The following is a 23,387-nucleotide window of genomic DNA, read 5'->3' as shown; positions in this document are numbered from 1 at the left end:
CATTGGTCGCGATCGTCGTCTCGTATGCACTTCCGCTGAGGATGCTAAGCCAGCCCGCTACCGAGTGGGGTGCGCTACATCTCGGACACAGTCGGCGTAAAGGCCCGGAACGAAAGAGGAGTCGGATGGTTGCCCCACCCTATGCCGAAACGTCTATGGACGACGCGTCGGAAGGCCACCCCGCAGTGCCCGCCGCCTACGGCGTCGAACCGCGGCAAGCGCGACGCGTCTCCGTGGTGTGCGGGCGGCATTGCGTCGACATCACCCTGCCGGCGCACGAACCCGTGTCGACCCTGCTGGGTGGTGTCGCCGACATCTTCTTCGAGCACGTTCGCGCCGCCCCCTCGGTGATCGAAGGCTCGCTCGTCGACGAACTCTGCGGGCCGGGCCCGCATGGAGCCTGGGAGTTGTCCAGGCTTGGCGGAGAAGCCATTCCTGACGACCGCACCCTCACAGAGGTCGGCGTCGTAGACGGCGAACCACTGGTTCTCGCAGCTCCGCCAGCAGCCACCCCCACGCCTTTGTGGGACGACTCGCTCGCCGCGTTATCCGCCCAAACCACCACGGACGAGTGGCGCCCCGAGGATTCAAAGCATGCGTCGGTCATGCTCTCGGGAGCAATCGCGGCACTTCTCACAGCAGTACTTGTCGTCAGTCTTCTACGTGGCTCGACCGAAGCCACCGCCGCCGTCGCCGTCGTCGCAGCAGTGGTCACTCTCGCTTTTACCGTGATCTTCCGCGTCCACGGCGTCGGCGGTGCGACGACTCTCGGTGGAATCGGTTTTGCGAGCGGCTTTGTTTTTATAGCTGCGGCATCAGTGGTCCCCGGTAACCCTGGCGCAATCCACGTCGTTTCCGGAGCGAGCGCATCACTCCTACTCGGTGCACTAGGCGCATCGACGTCCGCATTCACTCGCATCGATTCCGTACCCGAGCGCACGGGACGGAGCGATTACCCCCACCTCGAACGCGATGCGTTCGTGGGGGTCTCCGTTCTCGCAACCGCCGTACTTGTCGGTGCCATCCTCGTTTGGTGGGCGGAATTCTCACCGACACAGGTCTGCGTCGGATTCAGCATGATCGGCTGGGGCGTCAACCTCTTCTCTCCGTCCCTGGCCGTGGCGTTCTCCGCACTACCGCTGCCGGGCGCAACGATCGATTCGAAGTCCGTAGGCGATCCCCTCGATATGGCCGAGGTTCACCACTTTTCCGCTCGCTCCTCACGCCTCCTCTTCACTTTGACCGCCCTGTCCTCTACTTGTGTAGCCGGCGGTGCGGCGATCGCGGTCCTCGGGCCCGACACGTCCCGGTGGACGATCGCCTGGGCTCTAGTCCTTACGGCATGGCTGTGTCTTAGAGTGCGCACAGTCCCCTCGCGTATATGCGGAAAAGTTTGTATGACGTCTGGCGCCATCACACTCCTGTCCACCGCATCCACGGCGTTCTGGAATGTGGAAACCCTGGTGTGGCTGTCGGTATTCGCCGTGCTGTGCATCGCCGTGTCCGCCATCGTCGTGGCCGTTGGCTGGTGGGTTCCCACCAAGGAGTTCACACCCACGGCCCGTCGCGCCGTGGACATTCTCGACGTGCTTCTGACCTGCTCGGTCATTCCACTCGCTCTGTGTGCCGCCGGCATCGTCCAGGCCGTTCGTGGTTAGCCGCGCCGCTTCAGTCACAGCCGCGGTCGGCGTCCTCGCGCTGGCATCGTTTGGCCCTGTGCATTTTGTATCTCCGGCGACGGCAGACCCCGCCGATCAGCCCGGAACTTCACAATCACACCCGTGTTCGGCGACGTGGCTACATCCAGAATCGGACGTAATCCCGGGGGAACACCTCGATTACCTCGGAGTGCGCCAGGCTTGGCGCTTTGCCACTGGGGAGGGCCAAACGGTCGCGATCATCGATACGGGCGTCGCGCCTCACCCGCGCCTTCCACGCCTGCGCGGAGGAGGAGATCTAGTCGGTGACTTCGACGGACTGCAGGACTGCGACGCGCACGGCACCCTCATTGCCGGATTGCTCGCCGCTTCCGAACATGCTGACGGATTTGCCGGAGTAGCCCCCAACGCGGAGATCGTGTCGATCCGCCATTCCAGCGGAAAATTCTCCTCTCCTGCCGAGTCCCGAGAGGAGCCTGGAGATGACTCGCCCGCTGGGTCCGGAACCGTGAGCTCACTCGCTCGGGCGATTGATGCCGCGGCCAACAGCGGGGCAAACGTCATCAATATTTCCGAGGTGGCCTGTGTACCCAATTCCACGGTGCTCGACGACTCGGCCTTGTCCGCTGCTGTGCACGACGCGGTGCTTGAACGGGACATCGTCATCGTCGCTGCGGCGGGGAATATCGAAGGGACCTGTGCTAACTCGAACCCACCGTCGCCTCCCCCGAACGACGGCTCTGTTGTCGATCCGATGGACTCGATCGTCACGGTCGCATCGCCTGCCTGGTACGACGATCTGGTGCTCACGGTGGGTTCGGTCACCTTGGATGGGCGCCCGTCGGACTTTTCTCTCCCAGGTCCGTGGGTGGATGTCGCCGCTCCCGGAGAGGAGCTCGCCTCGCTATCCGTGGCAGCGACCGGGGAAACCGGTCCGATTCCGGATTTGGCCACCGCCGTCGTCACAGAAACCGACGCGATGCCCATCGAGGGCTCAAGTTTCTCGGCGCCGTTAGTCGCGGGGCTTGCCGCGCTACTCCGCGAGAGGTTTCCCGCTCTCACGGCCCCGCAGATCTACGAGCGGATCACGCGAACCGCCACCGGAGGCGGGCACGGCGAAGATTGGCGCATAGGTGCGGGCATCATCGATCCGGTTGCCGCGCTGACGGCGCCATCAGGATCCTTTCGCCAATCAGCGGCTGATCCCGTCCCCGTGTCCATCGATAATGGCGCTACCGACGACGAGGGCCAGCGCACCGTCGGCGTCACAATGGCAGCCCTCGCGGCGACCGTGCTGTGCGTGGCTCTCGGGAGTGCGCTCGTCAACACGGCGGTGAGTCGACCGTCAACGAATCGGTCCCGCGACGCCTCCGCGCGCATCGACCGCTAGGAGCGCGTTTTCTCGGCGTAATTCCGGCCCTGCCACCAACCTCTGCACCAATGGGCTCGGCACCACAACCGGTCCGGGATCGAGACCGAGTGCTTCTGCAGACTCGGTATCGGGAACGGAATTGCGCACGCCGCCATCGGTGATAAGTGCGAGTCCGGGACTTGCCGTGCCGCCCGCAGCGATCGACACCGGTTTGGCCACGACTCCGCCCGCCGGGAGCGACACCGCGTCGATACGCGTTCCTCCGGCGTCGGCACCAGCCAGATAGGTCGTCGGTCGTCCACTGATGTCAGCGAGCTGCCGGGCGGAGTACATCCCCGACCGGACAGGACCGTCGACGCCGTCAGCAGCCCACCACGAGCACACGATCGCGCCGTCGACGTCGGCGCGCTTGGGCAAGGCCCGGGGCAGGCCGGCCAGGTCGAGCGTCACGACCTTCGGGGCCGTGAGGTTCGCCGGGGCGACGACGCGGTTGTGTGGAGACCGCGCACTCGGCCCCTCCGCGCGAAGCAAATCGGCAACGAGCGCCGGTATCTTCTGCACCCCGTCGGCAACAACTACGTAGTGTTCGGTCTCGGTGGCAGCCTCGACGGTGAACACCTCGCCTACGACGAAACCTGCGGGTCCGTGGGGCGCGGGCGCACCCGTGTTCGGGACTTCGATGCGAGCGAGTGGTGGCCCTTCCGGAAGTAATTCAAGCACCGTGTCGGAAAGCGTGTGCTGCGGCCAGGAACCCAGCCCGAACACATCCATGAGAACGCTATCGCCGAGGTCGATCCGTGTTCTGCGGCCGTCGGCAACAAGCCATCCCTGTCCACCTCGGTTGACGACGATCCCTTCCTGAGGGGACCAGGAATCCGCGGGCTCCTCGGGTGCGGCGACGATCGCCGTCACACTTCCGCCGGTACGCGGAATCTCGCCGTCGCAGGCCGACCAGGTCAGTGCTCGGTCGGAGGCGCCGGGGATAATCGCCGGCCCGCCGGGAATGCCGAGCGCCGGACCGCGCGGCGCTTCGGCGATGGTCTCCTCGGGAACCCGCTCCGGCGTGACCGGAGACCCGAGCACGAGGCGCGCCGAGGCCAGGTCGGGAACGGGATGGAATCTGTCGTCGATTCGCACGAAAAGTGCGCCCGTGTCCTTGGACTGCAGCACGTCTTTGCCATCGAGATTCGGCGCGGGCCGAATAAAAGCCAACAGCGCGGCGCCGGCGAGAAGCACCGCGCAGATCACAGCTCCTGCCACTGCCGCACGCACGTGGACTCCGAGCCTGTCCGAGCGGGAGGTCATATCCCCGCCGACGAGGGCAGTGCGAGCACGGGAAAGGATGAACTTGTGCCCGTCCACCTGCTCGGACGAGGTCGGTTCCAGCGGCATGGCACCTCCAAGTAGCGCCCCCACGGGCGGGGATCACCTCGGTAATCTACTCGGCACATTGCAGTTCTTGGGTGCGCTACTTTCTCCGCACCCTGCAGAAAAAGGAGGTCCGGCGCTGTGCCCCGATATGTCGACTACGCGGCGGTATGCCTCGCAGCCCTCGTCATCATGGCCGCGATGTTCTCGCCCGCCCCTTGGGCGCATGTGTGCCTTGCTGTGTGGACATTAGGGTCCGCGATTTTCCTCCTCGCACGTGCGCGTGCCCGAGGTGGCGCAATCGCGGAGATGGAGATTCTCGGAGGTTCTGCTTCGCCGGCCGGCGGGTCTGGGTCCTCGATCGTCGTCGCGCACCTGGAGGTTCAGTGTTCGCGTGCCCGGCTGTCACAATTCGATGGCCCAGGTCCGGACTTGGCCGCCGTGTCAGGCGAGGTGCCGAGCGGTCTGTTCGACGCGGACGTGCTGCGCTCGGTTTTGGAGTCCAACTTTGTCGGTCATCGCTCTCTTGTGAGGTGGAACCTGTGTTCATTTCCCATGCGGCAGTACCCGGGACACTCCGCCGAGCAGGCCTACACGGAACTTCTTGGTCCTCTACAGATCAACGGTCGGATGTGGCACATTCTCGAACTGCATATCGACACCGCAGAGCTCGCGGCCGCCAACGGTTCCGCATCCCAGGCCGCCGCTACTGTGCGCAAGCGCGTGCAGGGGCTTCTCGCCCACCGCGGAATTTCTACTCGACCAGTTCGCGACCCCGATCAGCCGGGCCTCGCGCGGATGTGGCTCGCCGCACCGGCTGAACAACGCGCGCTTTTGAGCGCCCGGCGCGAGTCCCGTCCCGGCGAGGGCTTCTCGCTCGTCATCGGCTGCGACGCCCTCGCTCAGGCTCAACCTGTCGATTCGATTACGTCGTACGCCCCGCCCGCGCAAGGCGCCGGACCCATCGTCGGCGCGAACGAAAACGATTCGGCGGTGTGCATCGACCTATGCGGCGCGCATCTCCGCTCTGTCGTCCTCGCCGGACGTTTCGAGTCGCTCGAGTTCCTTGTCCTGCGTACGGCAGCCCTAGGTCGACGAGCGATCGCGGTTGCGGACAACCCGGATCGGTGGCACGGACTCGCGGTTGCCGCTGGCGTCGACGTGATCTACTCACAGTTCACCATCGACTCGGCTCTCACTTCTGGAAACCCCTACCCGCTGTCGGAGGCTTTGAGCCGGCACTGCGACATCGTGTACTGGGACACCGAGCTCGCCGTGCCGAGCCATCTCACCGGCCGGGACGGCGGCCTCACGATCTGCCGGGTGCTCTCCGGGGATAGCGAAGACATAGAGCGCAAGTTCGGGCAACGGGAAATTCGCGATGCGGATCTCATCGTGGACGGGCGAGTGTCGGGGTGGTTCACCATTCAAATCCGTGGGGATATTTCCGATAGCCGTCCCCGACGAGTCACAGTTCAGGCCGTGGAGACTGCTGCGGAGATCGCCTGCTTGGCGGACGGGAGATCAGCGCCCAAACCGTTCGCGACGCTTACCGTCTAGGAGCTCCCGCGGTCACGCCCGCAGATGTGCGACGGCGCGCCAGGCCGGATCCATCTCGGCGACAGCGACCGCGTCGCCCTGCGGCCACTTCGCGGCGGCGTCAACCAGTTGCTGTGTCGCGTCGCTGAGCGAGTCGGTGTAGAAGTGCATGCGCCGCACCCCGGGCATCGTCTCCGCGGCCACGCACTCGCCGCGCAGCGCCACGAGATCGATGAGCCCATCCTCGAACTCGCGCAGCTGCGGCAGCGATTCGGGGCCGGGGAACCCGCCCTCGGAGTCGTCCGAGAACGGCACGTCGATCTGCACGTGCTGGTCGCATTCCGGGCGGATCAGGGGAACCAGCGGCACCCGTGCCATCGCGACCATCGGCTTGCCGTCGTGGGTGCCCTGAAGGACTCGCCACGCGGGCTCGAGGTCTGCCGAAAGATTGTCGATCGACAGCTCCACGAGCGCCGTGGCCACGCCCTTCAGATCCACCGCATCCTCGGAAACGACCTCGGTTGCAGTGACCTGCGCGATCCAGTTCTCCACCGCGGCCTCGCCGCACGCCGCGTCGAGCAGCACGCGGGCCAGCTCGGTGCGCTCGGGGGCTTCGAGGACGCCCATCAACGGGTGCGAGACCGCCGCGCGGAAGGTGGTTTCCGATGGGAACAGCCGCACCCACGTGTCCTCGATATCGACGTCGAGCCCACGGAACTTGAGCACCGTCGCGTCGAGGGGCCCGAGCAGATCGGCGAAGCGCCAATACGGATCGGCCTTCGGCGCGGCGAGCAGCCAGCGCCGGGCGAGGCAGCGCAGCTCGGGATGACCGTTGGCGGTGACCGTGAGACGGCGCAGCCCTGCGATTGTCGGCGCGATCTCCCACGACAGCCGCGGATCGATATCTGCGAGAAGAGAATTGAGTGCCCGCTCGACCTCGTGCCGCCTGTTGCGGTCGATGGCCTTGCTCAAACGGCGGCCACCGCCGAGATCCCACCATTTCCAAAACGCGGCGATACCGGCGCTTGGGCGGAGTCCGTCGGACGGGAGAGGGACGCGCTGTCCGACGTCAGATGTAAGCGGCGAAGCGCGCGGAGTATTTCGGTTCGATTGTTCCATGATCGCGCTCACCCCTCACGATTTTCGTATGCATTCGGCCCCGGCTAACGGAGCTTGCCATCCGAATCGGCGCGGTCCCACCGCCGGGGCGACGGGTGCCCCAGGCCGAGTGACCCTGTGGAATCCACCATAGGGATTTCGCCACGATCGCGCCGCGCGCACACCCCTTGTCGGCCCCGCCTGATCATCTATCTGCGCAGGTAATCACGAATGTTATCTGTGTTCCTAAGAATTGCTGCCGCTCGTGTGTCGCGGGTCCCGATCGGGCGCGATGGGACCTCGCACCTCGCGGGTCTGGCGGTTGCGCGCGGCGAGGGAATCGGCGTCCGGATAGTCGACGCCGACGAGGGACAGACCGCACGCCGGAGCGACCGGAACCGAGCTCGCACGGGTTCGCTCCGACAGCAAGGCGACGAGCCATTCGTGGGAGCGGCGCCCCTCCCCGACCGACATCACAGCGCCGACAAGTGACCGCACCATCGACCAGCAGAACGCGTCGGCCGTCACCGAGCCGATCCACACGCCTTCGTCGTCGATGCGCCACGAGAAATGCTCGAGCGAACGCACTGTGGTCGCTCCCTCGCGGTAGCGGCAGAACGCCGCGAAGTCATTGAGCCCGACCAGGCCGGCCGAGGCGTCGTTGACGACGTCGAGGTCCGCCTGGCGGCTCCATGCGGCGGTGTCTCGCACGCGTACGGGTTCCACGCCCCACGGGTGCGTGCTCAACCGATATTCGTAATGACGGCGCAGTGCCGAAAACCTCGCGTCGAACTCCGGCGGCGCCCACGCCGCGGATTTCACCCGCACGTCTGGCGGGAGCAGCCGCGCGAGTCGGCGCACGAGGTTCGCCGGATCGCCGTCGATGCTGCGCTGCTCGAGGCTTGTGGCAGCGAGGTCGAAGTGGGCGACCTGGGCGCGCGCGTGAACGCCGGCGTCGGTGCGCCCGGCGACGGTGAGCTTCACCGGCTCGCGTAGGACGAGCCCGAGCTGCTCCTCGATGACCCCGCACACGGTGCGCTGGCCCGGCTGTCGCGCCCAGCCCGAGAAGTCGGTGCCGTCGTAGGCGATGTCCAGGCGGATCCGGCCATCAGGCTCGGCCGCGGTGGCCGTCCGAGAATCGTCGCTAGTAGTCATGACATGGGAAAACTTACACGACCGCCGTCATGGGCGAACATGCTGCGTGGCGTGGGTGCGCAGCGCCGGGCGCCGACTCCACGGCCGTCGCCCACGCGGATCGGCTAGCCGAAGTATTCGGCCGCGCAGCGCTCCGTCCAGCCGGTGGTGCCGTCGGTGAACCAGGTCTTGCCTCGCTGGTCGATGTCGTACTCGTCGGCGGTGGCGCAGCGTTCGATCTCCTTGTCGAGCACCTGCGGCTCGCAGCCGCGGTTTCCCGGCAGGCAGCCCGTAGATCCGATCACCGGTTCGTTTTCGCGCGGTGGGGTGATCCGTTCGGGCGCCGGGGTGCCCTCCCAGATGAACGGAAGCGGCAGAACGGGCAGGTCCGCGGCGGCCAAACCCATAGGCACCGGCACAACCGTCGGATCCATGTTCTCGTAGTCGGGCATGTTCGGTAGCTGAGGGAGGGCCGGGAGCTCCGGCAGGTCGGCGACGCGGAAGTCCGTGGACCCGACCTTGGGGTCGGACGAACCCATGGCGGGGGCTGCTGAGCCGGTTCCCTGCCCGAGCGATCCGCTGTCGAGCGGTTGGGCCGAGGCGGGCACTGTGGCCAGCCCGAGGGCTAGCAGTCCGGCGGCGCAGGTGGCGGCAATCTTTTCTCGACGCATGAGGGGCCTTTCCGTTCGGCGTCGACCGGTGGGACGACGCGTTGATCGAGTCGTGCTCCCCGCAGGGCGCCCATCTCCAGTCACTCTGCGCGCTCCGCGTAAAGCCGATTCTAAGTCTTTATTCAAGGCGAGAGCTTCGACAATGCCAGATCGTGACCTTTCGTTAGGCTTCGGTAACTTTTTGTTCGAGCGACGAACACCCAGTTCACGGCGCCGCTGATCTACTTTTGTGAAGGCTCAAACATCGCGACGTCCGTAGACACACCAGCTGAGCGGTGTGCAGGATTGCCGTTAAGGAAGGGGAGTAGCTCCCACCGCGGCGGCCCGAAACCGGCCACCGTCGCACAAGTCGGCGCGTCGACATACTGGAGGATCCGATGTCCTCCCGGCGCCCGGACCTCGCTGCCAACGCGGCGAGGCGAGCGAGACCTTCTGTCCCATCCCGCCTGGGGTCGACGCGCCGCGCGGCGCCGCTGGTTCCGGTGGAGCAAGGCAGGGAGGTCCCCATGTCCGCTTCTCTTGTGCGCGCAGTAGGTATCTGCGTCGCGGTAGCCGCCCCGGCGATCGTTCTCCGCGTCTCCGGCGCCGCGGTTCCCGCGCCGGTGTCGCTCCTCGCGTTCGGCGCGGCCGTCGTCGCCGCGTCGTTCGTGCTCGCGTGGGCCGCCGATGCCGCCCGTAAGGACATCTCCGGCCAGCTCGCGGTGGCGCTTCTCGCGCTCGTCGCGGTGCTTCCCGAGTACGCCGTCGACCTGTTCTACGCTTTCCGTTCCGGCTCCGACGCCGCGTACCTACCTTTTGCCGCCGCGAATATGAACGGCTCTAATCGCCTGCTCCTCGGTCTCGGCTGGCCGCTCGTCGTGCTGCTCGCACTGTGGGTGGCCAGGCGGCGGAGAGAGCCCGGACAGCGCGGCTTTCGCTTCCTCTCGCTTCCGTCCGCCACCCGGCGGGACATCGCTGTCCTTGCGGTCCTCACGGTTATCGCGCTCCTCATCCCCCTTACCGGTTCTATCCCGCTGTGGCTGGGTGTCGTCCTCATCGCGGCGTTCCTCGTCTACCTCTGGTCGACGACTCGTTCCGACGACGATTCGGAGGAGCCATTCGTCTCGGTGGCCGCGCACATCGTCGCGCTCCCCCGCCTCGCGCGTCGGGCGACCGTGGCGGCCATGTTCGTCGGTTCCGCCGCCCTCATCCTCGCGTCGGCCGAGCCCTTCGCCGAATCGCTCATCGCCTCGGGCAGGAGCATCGGCGTCGACCCGTATTTTCTCGTGCAGTGGCTGGCACCGCTCGCCTCGGAGTCCCCCGAGTTCATCGTCGCCGCGTTGTTCGCGCTTCGCGGGCAGGGAGCGATCGCCATTGCCACGCTCATCGCCTCGAAGATCAACCAGTGGAGTCTGCTCATCGGTTCGCTGCCTATCGCGCATCTGCTCGGCGGTGGCGAGTGGCAGCTCGCGCTCGATGCGCGGCAGATCGAGGAGTTCACACTCACCGCGTCGCAGACGATGCTCGGCGTCGCGATCCTGCTGTCGCTGCGGTTCCACCGCACGTCGGCGATCGCCCTGGCCGCGCTGTTCGCGCTGCAGTTCGTCATCACCGGCACCCACGGCAGGTACGTGCTCGCCGCGGCCCACACCGTGATCGCGCTCGGCGTGTTCATCGTCCACCGCAGGCACATTCTGCCGACCCTCACGGCATTGTGGCGTCCGACGTCATACAGCGGTGACGACTCCGATCCACGCTCGCCTCGCAGCCGCGAGGACGAACCCCCGAACGAAACATGGAACAATCACACCTATGCCGCACAACATCTCTAGCGTCACCGAGGACTACCTCACGGCCGTGTTCAAGGCGGAGGAATGGAACGACGCGGCGACCACGAGCGATCTCGCGGCAGCGCTGTCCGTCACCGCCTCGACGGTCTCGTCCACCCTCAAGCGGCTCGCTCACGAGGGTTACCTCGACTACCAGCCTTACGGGCAGATCACGTTGACGCCGGCGGGGCGAAAGATTGCGGTCGGCGTGCTGCGCCGGCGACGGATCATCGAAACCTACCTGTTCGACAAGCTCGGCCTGAGCCAGGACGTGGTGCACGGCGAAGCCGACGTTCTGGAGCACGCGGTCTCGCCGCTCGTGCTCGACGCGATGTACGACGCGGTAGGCCGGCCCACCCACGACCCGCACGGCGACCCCATCCCCACCGAGGCCGGCGAGATCCCCGGCGAGCAGGGCACCGCGGTCACCGAGCTGTCCAACGGCGCGGCGGGGACGGTCACCCGCGTCCGCGACGGTAACCCGGCGGTCGTGCGGTACCTCTCGAGCCTCGGCGTGGTCGTAGGTGCGAAGGTCGACGTGGTTACCCAACTTCCCGAGGTCGGCACGGTATCTATCGAGGTTGACGGCGTCGGACGCGATATCCCCGTCGCCGTCGCCTCCGCTATTCGCATCGCCTAGCGGTCGCGTCGACCGCGTATCCTTGGGCGGTAATGGGAAAGTTCACACCACTGGATACGACCTCTCCCGTCCATGGGGACGCGGAGCTCGCCGAGAAATTCCTTTCCACGCTGGGCAAACGCCGCGTGTACGCGCTTGCGATTGTGTCGGTCGCGGAAGGGGCCACACGCCTGGCGACGGTCGGCGCGGAGCACGACGCTAGGTTCGAGCTCGGCTCGGTGAGCAAAGCGATCAATGGGCACATCCTCGCGTCGATGATCGCCGACGGCACCGTGAACGCCGCCCAGACACTCGGCTCGCTGCTTCCGCTCGGGGAATGCCCGGCCTCCGACGTCGCTCTGGAGGAGCTGGCCACCCACACTTCCGGGCTCCCGGCCCATGGGGGTTCGCGGCTCGGGGTGTGGCGCAAGGGCCTGAGGGCCGCGCGCGGGCGCGAGGCGGATACGGAGACAGTCGAGGAACTCTTCGGGCAGCTTCGCCGCGCGTCGCCTCAGAAGCAGAGGTACCACTATTCGAACCTCGGGGGAGCCGCGCTGGGACACGCCCTCGCCGCCGCCGACGGCATCTCCTATCCGGATCTCGTGCGGGCGCGGTTCGCCTCTCCCCTCGCCCTGCCCACGGCGTTGGTACGGACGCCGGATCAGCCCCTGTCCGAACGTGATGTGCGCGGGGTGACGTTTTCCGGAAGGGAGGCCACTCCGCGGACCGCTCGGGGATATGCGCCGGCGGGCGGGATCAGCGCCTCCGCCGATGATATAGCTCTGTTCCTGCAGGCCCTCGTCGCCGAGACGGCGCCAGGGATGGACGCGCCGTCCGAGTGGCTCGAGGTCGACGACGGGCTGTCTTTGGGCGCCGGGTGGCACATCAGCCGCGGAGAGGGCCGTTCGTTGACGTGGCACAACGGTGAGACCGGCGGTTTCAGTTCGTGGATCGGTATCGATCGCTCCGCAGATCGCGCGCTGATGATCAGCTGCGCCGGTCACATCGACCTCGACGGCACCGCGGCCGCGATGCTGCTCGCGACGTAACAGCTCCCGAGTCTTCCCCCGGAAATGAGAAAGCGGGCGCCTCGCCCTCCCGTGGGAGGTGGCGAGGCGCCCGCTATTCAGGTGCCGTACGAGCTTACTTGGACTCGTCCTCGGCGGACGTGGCGTCGGCGGTGGTGGTCTCCTCTGTGGGAGCCTCCTCCTCGGCCTCTACCGTCTCGGCTTCTTCGGCGTTGGCTGCCTCAGCGGCCTTGGCCTCTTCGGCTGCCTTCTTCGAGGCCGCCGCACGCGTAGCGCGCGAGCCCTCGTTGGCAACGGTTTCCTCGGTCACCAGGGCGATGAGCGCCATCGGCGCGTTGTCACCCTTGCGGTTCTCGAGCTTGACGATGCGGGTGTAGCCGCCATCGCGGTTGGCCACGCGGGGGCCGATCTCGTCGAACAGCTTGTGCAGAACGTCCTTGTCGCGCACGATCTTCGCGGCGTTGCGACGGTCCGCGAGGGTACCGCGCTTTGCCTTCGTGATCAGCTTCTCCGCGACCGGGCGAAGCAGCTTCGCCTTGGTCTCGGTGGTGCGGATCTTGTCGTGCTCGAACAGCTGCGTAGCCAGGTTCGAGATAATCAGCTTCTGGTGCGAAGCCGACCCGCCGAGGCGGGCGCCCTTCTTCGGCTTGGGCATTTCGTCTACTCCTTAGGGGAACCCCGGATCGACACGGGCTTTAAAGTCCCGGCCCCGGGGTGAGCGGGGTGCTATTTGCAGTGAGTTACAGCTGCTCAGTCTCTGCGTAGTCTTCGCCGCCCTCGTCCGTCCAGGTGCCGGTCTCCGGGTCGTAGCCCTGCACCGAGGCGGGGTCGAATCCGGGAGGAGCGTCCTTGAGGGACAGGCCGAGCTCGGCGAGCTTGATCTTGACTTCGTCAATCGACTTCTGACCAAAGTTGCGAATGTCGAGCAGGTCCGACTCGCTGCGAGCAACAAGCTCGCCGACGGTGTGGACACCCTCGCGCTTGAGGCAGTTGAACGAGCGCACCGAAAGGTCCAGCTCGTCGATGGCCATGCTGTAGGAAGCGATGTGGTCGGCCTCTGCCGGGCTCGGCCCGATCTCGATGCCTTCCGCTTCCTCGTTGAGCTCCTGGGCCAAGCCGAAGAGTTCAACCAGGGTCTTGCCCGCCGATGCAATTGCATCGCGCGCGGTCATGGAGTTCTTGGTCTCCACGTCCAGGACGAGACGGTCGAAGTCGGTGCGCTGGTTAACACGCGTTGCCTCGACCTTGTAGCTGACCTTGAGCACCGGCGAGTAGATGGAGTCGACCGGGATGCGGCCGATTTCCTGGTCTGCTCCGGCATTCATGCCGGCCGGGACGTAGCCACGGCCACGCTCGACCACGAGCTCGATCTCCAGGTGACCCTTTTCGTTCAGAGTCGCGATGTGCATGTCGGGGTTGTGAACCTCGACGCCCGTCGGCGGGACGATGTCGGCGGCGGTGATGACGCCGGGGCCCTGCTTCTTGACGTACATGGTGACCGGCTCGTCCTCGGTGGACGAGACGACCAGGCCCTTGAGGTTCAAGATGATGTCGGTGACATCTTCCTTCACGCCCGGCACGGTGGTGAATTCGTGCAGAACACCCTCGATACGGATGCTGGTCACTGCGGCGCCCGGGATGGACGACAGCAGCGTGCGACGCAGCGAGTTACCGATGGTGTAACCGAAGCCCGGCTCGAGCGGCTCAATGGTGAACTTCGAGCGGTTTTCGGCAACGACCTCTTCGGAAAGAGTGGGTCGCTGGGAGATGAGCATGTGCTACCTCTTTCGGTAAACGGCGTCCGCTATTTGACGCCGGTAGGACTGTCGACGACGCCCCAAAGGCGGCGCACATCGGCGCCACCTTCGGGAATCAACAAGGGGCTTACTACTTCGAGTAGAGCTCGACGATGAGCTGCTCGGTGAGCGGCACATCGATCTGGGCGCGCTCGGGCAGCTGGTGCACGAGAACACGGAGCGTGGTCGGGACGACCTGGAGCCAGGCCGGGACCGGACGCTCGCCGACGGAGTCGGCAGCAATCTCGAACGGCAGCATGCTGCGGGACTTCTCCCGGACATCGATGATGTCGTACTGCGAAACGCGGAAGCTGGGGATGGTCACCTTCTGGTTGTTGACCAGGAAGTGGCCGTGGGCGACCAGCTGGCGAGCCTGACGACGCGTGCGGGCCAGGCCGGCGCGGTACACGACGTTGTCTAGGCGGGTCTCGAGGATCTGAAGCAGAATCTCGCCGGTCTTGCCCGGGCGACGGTTTGCCTCTTCGTAGTATCCGCGGAACTGCTTTTCCATGATGCCGTAGGTGAAGCGAGCCTTCTGCTTCTCCTGCAGCTGGAGCAGGTACTCGGACTCCTTGACCCGGGCGCGGCCATGGTGACCCGGCGGGTACGGGCGACGCTCGAACGCCTGATCCTCACCGATGAGGTCGACGCGCAGACGACGCGACTTACGAGTAGCGGGGCCGGTATAACGTGCCATGTGTTCTTACCTCTCCTTCCCGCTTAGACGCGACGCCGCTTGGGCGGACGGGTTCCGTTGTGTGGCTGCGGGGTGACGTCTGAAATCGATCCGACCTCGAGGCCGGCGGCCTGGAGCGAACGAATCGCGGTCTCGCGGCCCGAACCCGGGCCCTTGACGAAAACGTCAACCTTTTTCATCCCGTGCTCCTGCGCCTTGCGGGCAGCGTTCTCAGCGGCAAGCTGAGCGGCGAACGGGGTGGACTTACGCGATCCCTTGAAGCCGACGTGGCCCGAGGAGGCCCACGAGATCACGGCACCGGTGGGGTCGGTAATCGAGACGATGGTGTTGTTGAACGTGCTCTTGATGTGGGCCTGGCCCTGAACGACGTTCTTCTTTTCCCTGCGGCGGCCCGTCTTCTTCGGGCCCGCAGCGCGTGACTTAGGAGGCATTACTTCTTCTTTCCGGCGACGGTCTTCTTCGGTCCCTTACGACCACGGGCATTGGTCTTGGTGCGCTGACCACGGACGGGGAGTCCGCGGCGGTGGCGCAGGCCCTGGTAACTGCCGATCTCGATCTTGCGGCGAATATCGCCCTGGATCTCGCGGCGGAGGTCACCCTCGACCTTGTAGTTGCCCTCGATGTAGTCGCGAAGCGTCGTGATGTGCTCGTCGGTGAGATCCTTGGTGCGCAGGTCCGGGCTGATGCCGGTTTCCGCGAGGATCGCCTGGGCGCGAGTACGGCCGATGCCGAAAATGTAGGTAAGCGCAATCTCCATCCGCTTGTCGCGGGGGAGGTCAACGCCGGCAAGGCGTGCCATATGGTGCGTTCCTTCTCTGTACTGCGGTAGGTTTCATCCCGGCCCGTCCCGATTGAGATATGGACTTCTCTCGAAGTGCACATCCCTCAGGCCCCGGCCTCCGCATCCGGGGGTGTACCGCACCTACACGAGGCGGGAGCGGCTGGTGCTGGGATTATTGACGTGTGCGGTGCTACTTGTACCGGTAGACGATGCGCCCGCGTGACAGGTCGTAGGGGCTGAGCTCCACGACGACGCGGTCTTCGGGCAGGATGCGAATGTAGTGCTGTCGCATCTTGCCGCTGATGTGCGCGAGGACCTTATGGCCGTTCTCCAGCTCGATGCGGAACATTGCGTTCGGCAACGGCTCGATTACGCGACCCTCGACTTCGATGGCTCCGTCTTTCTTCGCCATTTCCTCCACTTTTCCCCGACCGATACCGGCCGTGGTTGTAGGTTGACAGAAGCTGCGACCCACGTTCTACCTGCACGTATTCGCGCAGGACAGCACCGCTTTCAGGACGCAACCGGTGCGGTATACCAAATGTTTGGCATACCGACGATCCAGCTTAACCTATATACGCAGGCCGAACCAATTCGGCGAAATGTGGAGGCTCTCCGGAAGGGCCACGCCGGGACGAGTGGTCAGACCGATCAAGCCGGTCGCGGGGTGAGGATCCGAGGACCGGAATCCGTGGCCGCGACGGTGTGCTCCCAATGCGAGGCGCGAGACCCATCCACCGTGCGAACCGTCCAGTCGTCGGCGTCGGTCTTGGTGTCCACTGTCCCGCTGGTGAGCATCGGCTCGATCGCCAGCACCGAGCCGGCAACAATCTGCGGGCCACGCCCTCCCCTGCCTTCGTTGGGAAGGTACGGATCCTCATGCATCGAGCGGCCGATCCCGTGTCCGCCAAAACCGTCCACGATGTAGAGGTCGATACCGAAGTCGTCTTCTGCCTTGCGGGTCGCAATTTCGAGCGCGGCGGACACGTCGGTGAGGCGGTTTCCCGGGGTCATGGCTCGCAATCCCTCGGCAAGGACCTGGGCGGTGGCGTCGTTAAGCGCGGTATCGGTAGCAGAGAGCTCCCCGATGCCGAACGTCCACGCGGAGTCGCCATGCCAACCGTCGAGGATGGCGCCGCAGTCGATTGACACCAAATCACCTTCGGAAAGGATGACGGCGGACGACGGTATCCCGTGGACGACGACGTCATTGACCGAAGTACACACCGAACCCGGGAAGCCCTCGTAACCCTTGAAGGACGGGATCGCATCGGCTCCTCGAATGATGTCCTCTGCGATCTCGTCGAGATCCAACGTGGACATCCCGGGTTTCGCCGCGGAACGGACGGCTACGAGTGCCTCGCCGACTATGCGTCCGGCGGCTTCCATGGCATCGAGCTCGCCCGCCGAGCGGGCGGTGATGGCCTTGTTCTTACGACCGAACATGTGGTGCGTCGATCCTTCGCTTGGAGCGCCGGGCGCTACTTGCCGAGCGCCTTCATTGCACGCTCGGAAATCTCGTTGACCTCGCCGACGGCGTCGATCTTGACGACCTTGTCGGAGTAGTAGTCAAGGAGCGGTGCGGTCTCCGAACGGTAGACGTCCATGCGGTGGCGGATGACCTCTTCGGTGTCGTCCGCGCGACCGCGGGCGAGCATGCGCTCGACGACGGTGTCGTCGTCGATGGCGAACTCAAGCACCGCGTCGATGTTGAGGTCCTTCTTGGCGAGAAGCTCCTTGAGCGCGTCGGCCTGTTCGACACTTCGCGGGTAACCGTCGAGGAGGAAGCCCTCGGCGGCGTCGCCCTCGGCGATCCGCTCGGCGACCATATCGTTGGTCACCGAGGAAGGGACAAGGTTGCCGGCGTCGATGTAGCTCTTGGCGGTCTGGCCCAGCTCGGTGTTCTCCGAGATGTTCGCGCGGAAGAGATCACCGGTCGAGATGTGCGGCACCCCGAGCTTCTCCGACAGAAGGGCTGCCTGCGTTCCCTTACCTGCTCCGGGGGGACCTACCAGAACGATGCGCATAGAGCTTCCTTTCTTAGCGGGTAGTTCCCACTGGGCTACCCGGGGAACGAGTTACCGGAGAATACCGTCGTAATTGCGCTGCATGAGCTGCGCTTCGATCTGCTTCACGGTGTCCAAACCGACGGACACCATAATCAGGACCGCTGTACCGCCGAACGGCATATTCTGCACGTCGCCGCCCTGACCCATGTCCAGGAAGAGGTTCGGCAACACGGCGATGATGCCAAGATACAGCGAACCGAACAACAGGATTCGATTGAGCACGTAGCCGAGGTATTGTGCCGTCGGCCGACCGGGGCGGAAGCCCGGAATGAAGCCGCCGTACTTCTTCATGTTCTCGGCCTGCTCCATCGGGTCGAACTGGATCGACACGTAGAAGTAGGCAAAGAAGATGATCAGCGCAAAGTAGACGACGATGTAGCCGACGCTACTGGGGTCGTTGACGTGCGACATCACGACTTCCTGCCACCAACCCGAGCCGGGATTGTTTGGGTCCTGAACCAGCTGGGTCACCAGGGTCGGGATGTACATCAGCGAGGACGCGAAGATCACGGGGATAACGCCGGCCTGGTTTACCTTGAGCGGCAGGTAGGTCGTGGTTCCGCCGTACTGGCGGCGCCCGACCATGCGCTTGGCGTACTGGACAGGGATGCGACGTTGGCCCTGCTCGATGAACACGACCGCGACGATGATGAGGAGGACGGCACCCATCACGGCGGCGAACTTGATCGACGAGGCGTTCTGGTAGATATTGACGCCCTCGGCGGGAACACGCGCGGCGATGCCCGCGAAGATGAGGAGCGACATGCCGTTGCCGACGCCACGATCGGTGATGAGCTCACCGAACCACATGACCATGGCCGCACCGGCGGTCATCACGACGATGATCGTGATCATGGTGAAGATGCTGTCGTCGACGAGCACCGACTGGCCGTTGCCGAGCAGCTGGCCTCGCTGGGCCAAAGCGACGATACCCGCGGACTGGAGGACGGCGAGTCCGATCGTGAGGTAGCGGGTGTGCTGGGTCATCTTGGCCTGACCCGACTGCCCTTCCTTCTTGAGCTGCTCGTAGTACGGGATGACCACAGTCAGCAGCTGCACGATAATCGACGCCGTAATGTACGGCATAATGCCGATCGCGAAGACCGAGAGCTGGAGCAGCGCGCCGCCGGAGAACAGGTTGACGAGCGAGTAGAGCTGCCCCTGCTCGCTGTTGAGCGCGGTGTCCAGTGCGGAATGCAGCTCTGGGTAGTCGACACCCGGGGACGGGATCTGTGCGCCTACCCGGTACAGGACAATGAGTCCCAGGGTGAAGAGGAGCTTCTTCCTCAGGTCTACGTCTTTGAACGCAGACACCAGTGCTGAAAGCACATGTCCTCCTGATAACCGCAGCCTTTTGGCGGCCGCTTCCTAACGTCTATCCACCTGGTACATCCGAACCGGGAAAGCGGTTGTTCCCCCCGGGCACCAGGTGCTCATTCTGCACACCCACTGACGCGATCGCCGCGGATCCACACAATGAACCCTATGCACTCTATCAACTCGCCGGCTTCTGACGCCTAACGGCGAGGCACGCCCGGGAAATCCCGGCCGAGAAATGAGTCGAGGCGGAGGACTGACAACACTTTTACCGTGTCGAAAGTCCTCCGCCTCGGACCCTAATTACTCGCCGACAACGGTGGCGGTGCCACCGGCGGCTTCGATCTTGCTCTTGGCGGAGCCGGAGAACTTGTGCGCGGACACCGTGACGGCGACCGACAGCTCTCCCTCTCCGAGAACCTTCACGAGTTCGTTCTTCCGAACCGCGCCCTTGGCGACGAGCTCGGCGATGCCGACCTGTCCACCCTCGGGGAACAACCGAGCAATATCGCCGACGTTGACGATCTGGTACTCGGTGCGATTGCGGTTCTTGAAGCCGCGAAGCTTCGGAAGACGCATGTGAATCGGCATTTGGCCGCCCTCGAACGCCGCGGGGACGTTCTTGCGCGCCTTCGTGCCCTTGGTACCGCGACCGGCGGTCTTGCCCTTCGAACCCTCGCCGCGTCCGACGCGGGTCTTGTCCGTGTGGGCGCCATCCGACGGGCGGAGGTGATGCAGCTTGATGGTCATGCTCACTCCGTCTCTTCAACCACAACGAGGTGGCTCACGACGTTGATCAGACCCCGGTTCTGCGCATTGTCCTCGCGGACAACCGACTTACGGATGCCCTTGAGACCCAGAGTGCGCAGGGAGTCCTTCTGATTCTGCTTGGTTCCGACGGTTCCGCGGACCTGCGTGATCTTCAGTGTTGCCATGGTTTAGGCCCCCTGTCCTGCGCGCGCACGCAGCATGCCTGCCGGTGCGACGTCCTCGATGGGGAGACCGCGGCGCGCCGCGACCTCTTCGGGACGGTGCAGACCCTTGAGCGCGGCAACGGTGGCGTGAACCACGTTGATCGCGTTCGGAGAGCCCAGCGACTTCGACAGGATGTCACCGATACCGGCGGCCTCGAGCACGGCACGAGCCGCACCACCGGCGATAACACCGGTACCCGGCGATGCCGGACGCAGGAGCACGACGCCGGCGGCGTCCTCGCCCTGGATCGGGTGCGGGATGGTGGAACCGATCATCGGGACGCGGAAGAAGTTCTTGCGAGCCTCTTCGACACCCTTCTGGATGGCCGCGGGAACTTCCTTGGCCTTGCCGTAGCCGACGCCGACCATGCCCTGGCCGTCGCCCACGATCACGAGAGCGGTGAAGCTGAAGCGACGACCACCCTTGACGACCTTGGACACACGGTTGATGGAGACGACCTTCTCGATGTAGTTCGAGCGCTCGTCGTCGGCGCGACCACCCTGGCGACGATCGTCACGGCCGCGGCCGCGGCCGCCCCGTCCTCCGTCGCGGTTGTTGTTCTTGTTGTCGTCGGCGGGCCCGTTGCCGCCGTCACGACGCTGACGTCCCGGCATCAGACAGTCCTTCCGTTAGCGGTCATTGCGTTGAAATTCGTCATTAGAATCCCAGCCCACCTTCGCGGGCGGCTTCGGCGAGCGCCGCGATACGGCCGTGGTACTTGTTACCACCACGGTCGAACACGACGGCTTCGATGCCTGCGGCCTTGGCGCGCTCGGCCAGGAGTTGGCCGACCTTCGCGCTGCGTGCCTTCTTGTCACCGTCGACGGCCTGGACATCGGCCTCGAGGGTCGATGCGGCGGCGAGGGTGTGGCCACGCGAGTCGTCGATGATCTGGGCGTGGATGTGGCGCGAGGAGCGCTTGACGACCAGACGGGGACGAACGGCGGTGCCTTCGACCTTCTTGCGCAGACGGTTGTGGCGGCGCGCACGCGAGACGCGGCGTGCCGTCGACACATCGGTGCCGAGCGGAGTGCGCTTGTTCTCAGTGGAATTTGCCATGATTTACTTACCCGTCTTTCCGACCTTGCGGCGAACCTGCTCGCCGGCGTAGCGGATGCCCTTGCCCTTGTACGGGTCGTGCTTGCGCAGGCGCTTGATGTTCGCGCAAACCTGGCCGACAAGCTGCTTGTCGATCCCGGATACCGAGAACTTGGTGGCGCTCTCGACGGCGAACGTGATGCCCTGCGGGGCTGCGACCGGCACGCTGTGCGAGTAGCCGAGGTTGAACTCGAGGTCCTGCCCCTTGGCCAGCACGCGGTAACCGACGCCGAAGATCTCCATGTCCTGCTTGTAGCCCTCGGTGACACCGACGACCATGTTGTTCACGAGTGAACGGGTCAGGCCGTGGAGGGAACGCGACTCGCGCTCCTCGTCGGGGCGGGTGCAGACAACCTGGTTGTCTTCGACATTGACGTTGATCAGGCCCGGGAGTTCGCGGGAGAGCTCGCCCTTCGGACCCTTCACGGTGATGTGGCTGCCGTCGACCTTCACGTCCACACCGGACGGGAGGGTGATGGGAGCCTTACCGATACGTGACATTGAAAGGCCTCCTCTACCAGACGTAGGCGAGGACTTCCCCGCCCACACCCTTGTTCGTGGCCTGACGGTCCGTCAGCAGACCCTGGGACGTGGAGATGATCGCCACGCCAAGTCCACCGAGCACCTTCGGCAGGTTGTCGGATTTCGCGTACACGCGCAGACCCGGCTTCGAGATACGGCGGATGCCGGAAATCGAACGCTGACGGGTGGGGCCGTACTTGAGCTCGATGCTGAGCTCCTTACCAACGCGAGCATCGGTGACCTCGTACTCGGCGATGTAGCCCTCCTGCTTGAGGATCGCCGCGATGTTCGCCTTCAGCTTGGAAGACGGCATCTTCACGGTGTCGTGATGCGCGGAGTTCGCGTTACGGACGCGCGTAAGCATGTCCGCGATAGGGTCTGTCATCGACATGCGATGGACCTATTCCTTTCTCGCAACGGTTCCCATGCAACACCCGGGGCGCTCGGCGACACCGCCGTCATAAACCGAAAAAGCTTTTGCGGTATGACGTCGGAGGCACGTTGTTCACCTGGTGGTGGGCCTATAGCGAAGAGGTTCCATTATTACCGTGGGCTCCGTGAGGATTCACGGGCCCTGTCCCCCGGATCGCGGCACCAGAACCTGCCCGAAGGGGCTGGTCGGAGGCGTTCCGGGTACAGAATCGAGGGGTGGGATGGCCTCACGGGATCACTCCCGGCAGGACCCTGTCCGCCGCGACTCTTATCGGGTGACGCGGGCACGCCAAGGCGCACTGCATCCCCGATGGGACCTAACTACGCTAGCAACCAGGACCCTCAGCACCAAATCGAACAACCAGGGCAAACACCAGGGCAAACTAGGGAAGGATCGGGATGAGCACGCAGACGGAAACCGAATCGGACAACGGCGGCAACTCGGCGGCGGAAATTCTCGCCGACCTCGGCGCTTCGCAGGGCGAACGGGAGGAACTTTATAAGTGGTTCCACCAACACCCCGAGCTCAGCCTCTCCGAGCGCGAGACCTCCCAGCGCATCGTCGACACGCTGTCCGGGTACGGCCTTTCGCCGAAGCGCGTCGGGGACACCGGTGTCGTCGCGGTCATCGCCAATGGCGAGGGGCCGGTCGTCGCGATGCGCGCGGACATCGACGCGCTACCCGTGCGCGAGGCGTCCGGCAAGGATTACGCCTCCACCGCGACCACGGAGGACGAGAGCGGCGAAACGGTTCCCGTCGCGCACGCGTGCGGGCACGACGTGCACATCGTCTCGCTGCTCGGCGCCTGCCAGGCGATGGCCGCGCACACCGACAGATGGTCCGGAACCTTCGTCGCGGTGTTCCAACCGGCGGAGGAGACCGCGGAGGGCGCCGATGCGCTCGTCGAGGCGGGAATCGCCGAGGAGATCCCGACTCCCGACGTCTATTTTGGCCAGCACGTGCTGTCCTCATTGCCGGGCGGGCACGTGGGCACGCAGGTCGGCCCGTCGTTTTCGACCTCCGAACGGATCCGGGTCACGGTCCACGGGCACGGCACGCACGGCGCGATGGCGTATCTCGGCGTCGACCCGGTGGTCCTCGCCTCGTCGATCGTCATGCGCCTGCAGACGATCGTCTCCCGCGAGATCAACTCGGCGGAGCAGGCCTCGGTAACGGTAGGTGCGCTTCGGGCGGGCTCGCGCGCGAACATCATCGCCGATTCTGCCGAGCTGCTCATCGATACGCGCGCGTATTCCACGGACGTTCAGCAGCAGATCCGCGAGGCGATCGAGCGAATCGTGCGCGCCGAGTGCGACGCGTCGAAGTCGCCAAAGGAGCCGGAGTTCGAGTACTACGAGCACTACCCCATCACCGATAATGACGCCGACGTCACCGGTCGCGTCC

At 65.1% G+C, this 23,387-nt stretch carries 26 protein-coding genes; 7 read left to right on the top strand and 19 right to left on the bottom strand.

Going from position 1 to position 23,387, the window contains the following annotated elements; all coding sequences use genetic code 11:
• Positions 1–125 precede the first annotated feature (125 nt).
• Both eccD and mycP read left to right on the top strand, forming a co-directional pair.
• Positions 126–1,658 carry a type VII secretion integral membrane protein EccD gene (gene eccD / locus K8V11_RS05425; protein WP_303911456.1) on the top strand — a complete coding sequence of 511 codons (1,533 nt, stop codon included), beginning with the start codon at positions 126–128 and terminating at the stop codon, positions 1,656–1,658.
• 190 nt (positions 1,659–1,848) lie between these two features.
• Positions 1,849–3,048: a type VII secretion-associated serine protease mycosin gene (gene mycP / locus K8V11_RS05420; RefSeq protein ID WP_303911454.1), complete on the top strand. Its 1,200-nt coding sequence runs from the start codon at positions 1,849–1,851 to the stop codon at positions 3,046–3,048.
• Here mycP and eccB read toward each other — a convergent pair.
• Positions 3,004–4,422 carry a type VII secretion protein EccB gene (eccB, locus tag K8V11_RS05415; protein ID WP_303911451.1) on the bottom strand — a complete coding sequence of 473 codons (1,419 nt, stop codon included), beginning with the start codon at positions 4,420–4,422 and terminating at the stop codon, positions 3,004–3,006. The two genes, mycP and eccB, sit on opposite strands and share 45 nt — an antisense overlap.
• Positions 4,423–4,539: 117 nt before the next feature.
• Here eccB and K8V11_RS05410 point away from each other — a divergent pair, with 117 nt between their 5' ends.
• Positions 4,540–5,958, top strand: a complete 1,419-nt coding sequence (locus K8V11_RS05410; protein WP_303911449.1) for a hypothetical protein — start codon at positions 4,540–4,542, stop codon at positions 5,956–5,958.
• Positions 5,959–5,970: 12 nt separating this feature from the next.
• Here the strand turns inward: K8V11_RS05410 and K8V11_RS05405 are convergent, their stop codons facing one another.
• From K8V11_RS05405 to K8V11_RS05395, 3 genes are all read right to left on the bottom strand, one after another.
• A complete protein-coding gene (locus K8V11_RS05405; RefSeq protein ID WP_303911447.1) occupies positions 5,971–7,056 on the bottom strand; it encodes a DUF695 domain-containing protein in 1,086 nt (361 codons plus the stop codon).
• A gap of 225 nt (positions 7,057–7,281) precedes the next feature.
• A complete protein-coding gene (truA, locus tag K8V11_RS05400; RefSeq protein ID WP_303911443.1) occupies positions 7,282–8,190 on the bottom strand; it encodes a tRNA pseudouridine(38-40) synthase TruA in 909 nt (302 codons plus the stop codon).
• A gap of 104 nt (positions 8,191–8,294) precedes the next feature.
• Positions 8,295–8,840 carry a hypothetical protein gene (locus tag K8V11_RS05395; RefSeq protein ID WP_303911441.1) on the bottom strand — a complete coding sequence of 182 codons (546 nt, stop codon included), beginning with the start codon at positions 8,838–8,840 and terminating at the stop codon, positions 8,295–8,297.
• Between the two features lie 506 nt (positions 8,841–9,346).
• Between K8V11_RS05395 and K8V11_RS05390 the strand changes: the two genes are divergently transcribed.
• From K8V11_RS05390 to K8V11_RS05380, 3 genes are read left to right on the top strand one after another with little or no spacing between them, the layout of a single operon-like run.
• Positions 9,347–10,651 (top strand): sodium:proton exchanger, encoded by a 1,305-nt coding sequence (locus K8V11_RS05390; RefSeq protein WP_303911440.1) that lies wholly within the window; start codon positions 9,347–9,349, stop codon positions 10,649–10,651.
• The gene (locus K8V11_RS05385) at positions 10,632–11,288 is read left to right on the top strand and encodes a metal-dependent transcriptional regulator (protein ID WP_303911438.1); all 657 of its coding nucleotides are present in this window, start codon (positions 10,632–10,634) and stop codon (positions 11,286–11,288) included. The genes K8V11_RS05390 and K8V11_RS05385 overlap by 20 nt, the downstream gene beginning before the upstream one ends.
• A gap of 32 nt (positions 11,289–11,320) precedes the next feature.
• Complete coding sequence (locus K8V11_RS05380) at positions 11,321–12,316, top strand: serine hydrolase (protein WP_303911436.1); 996 nt, start codon at positions 11,321–11,323, stop codon at positions 12,314–12,316.
• Positions 12,317–12,410: 94 nt separating this feature from the next.
• On the opposite strand, the gene rplQ is transcribed toward K8V11_RS05380, so the two are convergent.
• From rplQ to rpsH, 15 genes are all read right to left on the bottom strand, one after another.
• The gene (rplQ, locus tag K8V11_RS05375; RefSeq protein ID WP_303911434.1) at positions 12,411–12,950 is read right to left on the bottom strand and encodes a 50S ribosomal protein L17; all 540 of its coding nucleotides are present in this window, start codon (positions 12,948–12,950) and stop codon (positions 12,411–12,413) included.
• Between the two features lie 85 nt (positions 12,951–13,035).
• Positions 13,036–14,070: a DNA-directed RNA polymerase subunit alpha gene (locus tag K8V11_RS05370; RefSeq protein WP_303911432.1), complete on the bottom strand. Its 1,035-nt coding sequence runs from the start codon at positions 14,068–14,070 to the stop codon at positions 13,036–13,038.
• A 112-nt stretch (positions 14,071–14,182) separates the two neighbouring features.
• The gene (gene rpsD, locus K8V11_RS05365; RefSeq protein ID WP_303911430.1) at positions 14,183–14,788 is read right to left on the bottom strand and encodes a 30S ribosomal protein S4; all 606 of its coding nucleotides are present in this window, start codon (positions 14,786–14,788) and stop codon (positions 14,183–14,185) included.
• A gap of 23 nt (positions 14,789–14,811) precedes the next feature.
• Entirely contained in the window at positions 14,812–15,219 is a 408-nt protein-coding gene (gene rpsK / locus K8V11_RS05360) for a 30S ribosomal protein S11 (RefSeq protein WP_067475913.1), read from the bottom strand.
• Positions 15,219–15,587, bottom strand: a complete 369-nt coding sequence (rpsM, locus tag K8V11_RS05355) for a 30S ribosomal protein S13 (protein WP_303911426.1) — start codon at positions 15,585–15,587, stop codon at positions 15,219–15,221. The genes rpsK and rpsM overlap by 1 nt, the downstream gene beginning before the upstream one ends.
• Positions 15,588–15,759: 172 nt before the next feature.
• Positions 15,760–15,981: a translation initiation factor IF-1 gene (gene infA, locus K8V11_RS05350; RefSeq protein WP_003886926.1), complete on the bottom strand. Its 222-nt coding sequence runs from the start codon at positions 15,979–15,981 to the stop codon at positions 15,760–15,762.
• A 239-nt stretch (positions 15,982–16,220) separates the two neighbouring features.
• Positions 16,221–17,015 carry a type I methionyl aminopeptidase gene (map, locus tag K8V11_RS05345; RefSeq protein ID WP_303911424.1) on the bottom strand — a complete coding sequence of 265 codons (795 nt, stop codon included), beginning with the start codon at positions 17,013–17,015 and terminating at the stop codon, positions 16,221–16,223.
• A 35-nt stretch (positions 17,016–17,050) separates the two neighbouring features.
• Positions 17,051–17,596 (bottom strand): adenylate kinase, encoded by a 546-nt coding sequence (locus K8V11_RS05340; protein ID WP_303911422.1) that lies wholly within the window; start codon positions 17,594–17,596, stop codon positions 17,051–17,053.
• Positions 17,597–17,647: 51 nt separating this feature from the next.
• On the bottom strand, positions 17,648–18,967 hold the full coding sequence (secY, locus tag K8V11_RS05335) for a preprotein translocase subunit SecY (RefSeq protein ID WP_303911420.1): 1,320 nt from the start codon (positions 18,965–18,967) through the stop codon (positions 17,648–17,650).
• 291 nt (positions 18,968–19,258) lie between these two features.
• On the bottom strand, positions 19,259–19,705 hold the full coding sequence (rplO, locus tag K8V11_RS05330) for a 50S ribosomal protein L15 (RefSeq protein ID WP_303911418.1): 447 nt from the start codon (positions 19,703–19,705) through the stop codon (positions 19,259–19,261).
• Between the two features lie 2 nt (positions 19,706–19,707).
• A complete protein-coding gene (gene rpmD / locus K8V11_RS05325) occupies positions 19,708–19,890 on the bottom strand; it encodes a 50S ribosomal protein L30 (protein WP_067475896.1) in 183 nt (60 codons plus the stop codon).
• A gap of 3 nt (positions 19,891–19,893) precedes the next feature.
• Entirely contained in the window at positions 19,894–20,544 is a 651-nt protein-coding gene (rpsE, locus tag K8V11_RS05320) for a 30S ribosomal protein S5 (RefSeq protein WP_303911416.1), read from the bottom strand.
• Between the two features lie 43 nt (positions 20,545–20,587).
• Entirely contained in the window at positions 20,588–20,989 is a 402-nt protein-coding gene (gene rplR, locus K8V11_RS05315) for a 50S ribosomal protein L18 (protein WP_303911414.1), read from the bottom strand.
• A gap of 3 nt (positions 20,990–20,992) precedes the next feature.
• Positions 20,993–21,529, bottom strand: a complete 537-nt coding sequence (gene rplF / locus K8V11_RS05310; protein WP_303911412.1) for a 50S ribosomal protein L6 — start codon at positions 21,527–21,529, stop codon at positions 20,993–20,995.
• A gap of 13 nt (positions 21,530–21,542) precedes the next feature.
• Positions 21,543–21,941, bottom strand: a complete 399-nt coding sequence (gene rpsH / locus K8V11_RS05305; RefSeq protein WP_067475884.1) for a 30S ribosomal protein S8 — start codon at positions 21,939–21,941, stop codon at positions 21,543–21,545.
• Between the two features lie 440 nt (positions 21,942–22,381).
• Here rpsH and K8V11_RS05300 point away from each other — a divergent pair.
• On the top strand, positions 22,382–23,387 hold a 1,006-nt coding region (locus tag K8V11_RS05300; RefSeq protein ID WP_303911410.1), incomplete at its 3' end, for an amidohydrolase.

Source organism: Dietzia timorensis (genome assembly GCF_020742175.1).
GTDB lineage: Bacteria > Actinomycetota > Actinomycetes > Mycobacteriales > Mycobacteriaceae > Dietzia > Dietzia timorensis_A.
Note: the sequence above shows the minus strand (reverse complement) of the source record. Positions and strands in the feature narration are given on the sequence as shown.